This window comes from Streptomyces sp. MBT53 (assembly GCF_016654115.1).
Taxonomy (GTDB): Bacteria; Actinomycetota; Actinomycetes; order Streptomycetales; family Streptomycetaceae; genus Streptomyces.
Genome location: NZ_JAEQAZ010000406.1, coordinates 1 through 2,367 on the forward strand (window position 1 = coordinate 1; position 2,367 = coordinate 2,367).

Consider the following 2,367-nt stretch of genomic DNA (forward strand, 5'->3'; position numbering starts at 1 on the left):
GCGTTGCGGAGCTGTGGGGGGTGCCGGGCGGCGGAGGGGCGCAGCACGGTTGAACAGGTTCATGCTTCACGTAGTTACTGCACGGGTGAAATCGCCGCAAGCCTTCATGGTGAATCGACAGCAGCGCGAATCGGCACCGAAACGCTTAAATACCGCCACCTCGGCGGCCGTTCCACATTTCCCACACATATTCGCCACCCGAAAAACGACGACCGTCAATTCGGCGCATCGTTCCGCACGTTGCTCGACGCGCTGCTCAGCGCATCGGGAAACCGAACGAATAGCCCTGCTGCTTCAGCCACGGCAGGATCTCGCGCAGCGCGGCCACCGTCTCGGAGCGGTCGCCGCCGGCGTCGTGGAACAGGATGGTCGGCCCGTTGGGCAGTTCGCTCTTGACGGTGGTCACGATGGCGCCGGTGCCGGGGAGTTCGAAGTCCTTGGAGTCGACGTTCCACCCCAGCGGACGCATGCCCTGCGCGGCGGCGAGATGCCGGCTGTACGGCGTGAAGGCGCCGCCCGGCGCCCGGTAGTACAGCGGCCGTACGCCCCCGGAGGCCTTGGTGATCATGGCGGCGGCGTTCAGGATCTCCTGCTTCTGGTAGGACTCGGACTTCTTGTCCATGGTGGTGTCGTGCGACACCGAGTGGTCGCACAACCTGTGCCCGGCCGCCACCACCGCCTTGACCAGGTCCGGGTGGGCCTCGGCCATCGGGCCGACCATGCAGAAGGTGGCCTTCACCCCGTACTCCTTGAGCACTTGGAGCACCTGCGGGGTCCAGGTCGGGTCCGGCCCGTCGTCGATGGTGATGTTGACGCCTCGCGCGCCCTTGTCGGAGGCGTGCACGATCTCCGCGGACACGGCCGCCACTCGGGCCGGGGCCGAACTGGCGGCGCCGGGACGCGCGTTGGCTGCGCCCCGTTGCGCGTCGACCACACCGGCCTGCGCGGTCCACACCGAGGTGGCCGCCGCCACCGCCGTCACACCGACCGCCGCCGCGAGTACCCGGCCGTACCAACCCCGCCCGCCATGCCGTGCCATGTCCGCCCTGTTCCCTGTCCTGTTGTCCGGTTCCGTGCATTCGTCAGGACGGGATAAACGACCGGAAGGATCCCGCTGTTACGGATTGCGGACAATTTCCCGGGAGTTCGAGGATCGCGCATGACGATTCCGGTCGGCGCGGGGCCACCGGCCGGACGGTCCCGACTCCACGGAGAGAAGGCCCGCACCTCCATCGGCCCAGGTCTGTCCATGTTTTCGACGAGCATCGAAATCGTTGAGGCGGGCGACCGCCTCGCGAACGATGTCCCGGTGAGCGGGGTGACCTCCCGCCGCGGCACTCAATGGGGGTAATGGCTCTATGGCAAGACGAAACGGGGCGAGACGCGGTCTGATCGCCGTCCTCGCGGTGGGTGCCTTCGTGTTCGCGTCGGCGACCGGTGCGGCCGCCGACGCGAGCGGGCCCGTCCGGACCGACTTCGCCGGACAGGCGCGGGAGTTGGGACTGACCGGCGCGCAGGCGCGGGGACTTCAGGAGCGGGTGGACTCCTATCTGACCTCGACCGGCGGCACACAGGTGTCCGTGAACAGGATCTTCCTCGGCGACAGCGGTGAGATCGTCCTGACCCTGCCGGGAGAGAAGACGGTTCGCGAGGCGAGTGCGCCCAGGAAGCCGGCGGTCGAACTCTGCCCCGGCAACACCATGTGTGCCTGGAAGGGCACTTGGTACGAGGGCGACAAGATCAGCATGTGGGCCTGCTACAACTTCCGCATCCCATGGCTGCAGAACGGATCGTGGATCAACAACCAGTCCAAGGGGACGGTCGCGAACTTCCTGGACGACGACGGCGTCTCGAAGTGGCACGACGCGGGTGCCTTCTCGCAGGACCCGGACGCTCCCTGGTACTGGGTCCACTGGATCAAGAACTGCTGACGGATCTCCGCCGACGGAAAGTCACCTCTCGCGAAAGGCAGTACCAACATGATGACTCGGAGACGCCTCGCGGCGACCCTGTGCGCCGCCGCCTCCGTGGTCGCGATCGGTCTGGCGACTCCGGCGGCGGCTCAGTCGGACCAGGCCGCCGCCTCGTGCACCACCTCCCGCTCCTCCGACGGAAAGTACGTGGGCGTCAGTTGCACCACCGGTCGCTACTACGTCGTCGGTACGGCGTGCAGCGCGGGCGGCTGCACCACGATCGGGGGCAACATCGTCAACGCCCCCAACACCTCGGTGGCCTGGGCGGGCAGCGGCTACTTCGGCGGCGACATCATGGCCGTCTTCGTCTGAGCGCCGCGACGTGCCGGGGCCGCGGGATGCGGTCCCGGCACGCGGGCGAGGAGGCTGCCGATCGGACGGATCATTCACATTG

General features: G+C 67.7%; 3 protein-coding genes. 2 read left to right on the plus strand and 1 reads right to left on the minus strand.

Features of this window, described 5'->3' with window-relative positions:
• Positions 1-256: 256 nt before the first annotated feature.
• Positions 257-1,039 (minus strand): polysaccharide deacetylase family protein, encoded by a 783-nt coding sequence (locus JHN45_RS51595; RefSeq protein ID WP_201056422.1) that lies wholly within the window; start codon positions 1,037-1,039, stop codon positions 257-259.
• A gap of 319 nt (positions 1,040-1,358) precedes the next feature.
• Here JHN45_RS51595 and JHN45_RS51600 point away from each other — a divergent pair, with 319 nt between their 5' ends.
• Positions 1,359-1,931, plus strand: a complete 573-nt coding sequence (locus JHN45_RS51600) for a hypothetical protein (protein WP_201056423.1) — start codon at positions 1,359-1,361, stop codon at positions 1,929-1,931.
• 48 nt (positions 1,932-1,979) lie between these two features.
• A complete protein-coding gene (locus JHN45_RS51605) occupies positions 1,980-2,285 on the plus strand; it encodes a hypothetical protein (RefSeq protein WP_234469915.1) in 306 nt (101 codons plus the stop codon).
• Positions 2,286-2,367: the final 82 nt, after the last annotated feature.

Excerpts from the sequence above, each read along its gene's own strand:
- JHN45_RS51600 (WP_201056423.1), top strand. The coding sequence starts at position 1,359 with ATGGCAAGACGAAACGGGGCGAGACGCGGTCTGATCGCCGTCCTCGCG.
- JHN45_RS51605 (WP_234469915.1), top strand. The coding sequence starts at position 1,980 with ATGATGACTCGGAGACGCCTCGCGGCGACCCTGTGCGCCGCCGCCTCC.
- JHN45_RS51595 (WP_201056422.1), bottom strand. The coding sequence starts at position 1,039 with ATGGCACGGCATGGCGGGCGGGGTTGGTACGGCCGGGTACTCGCGGCG.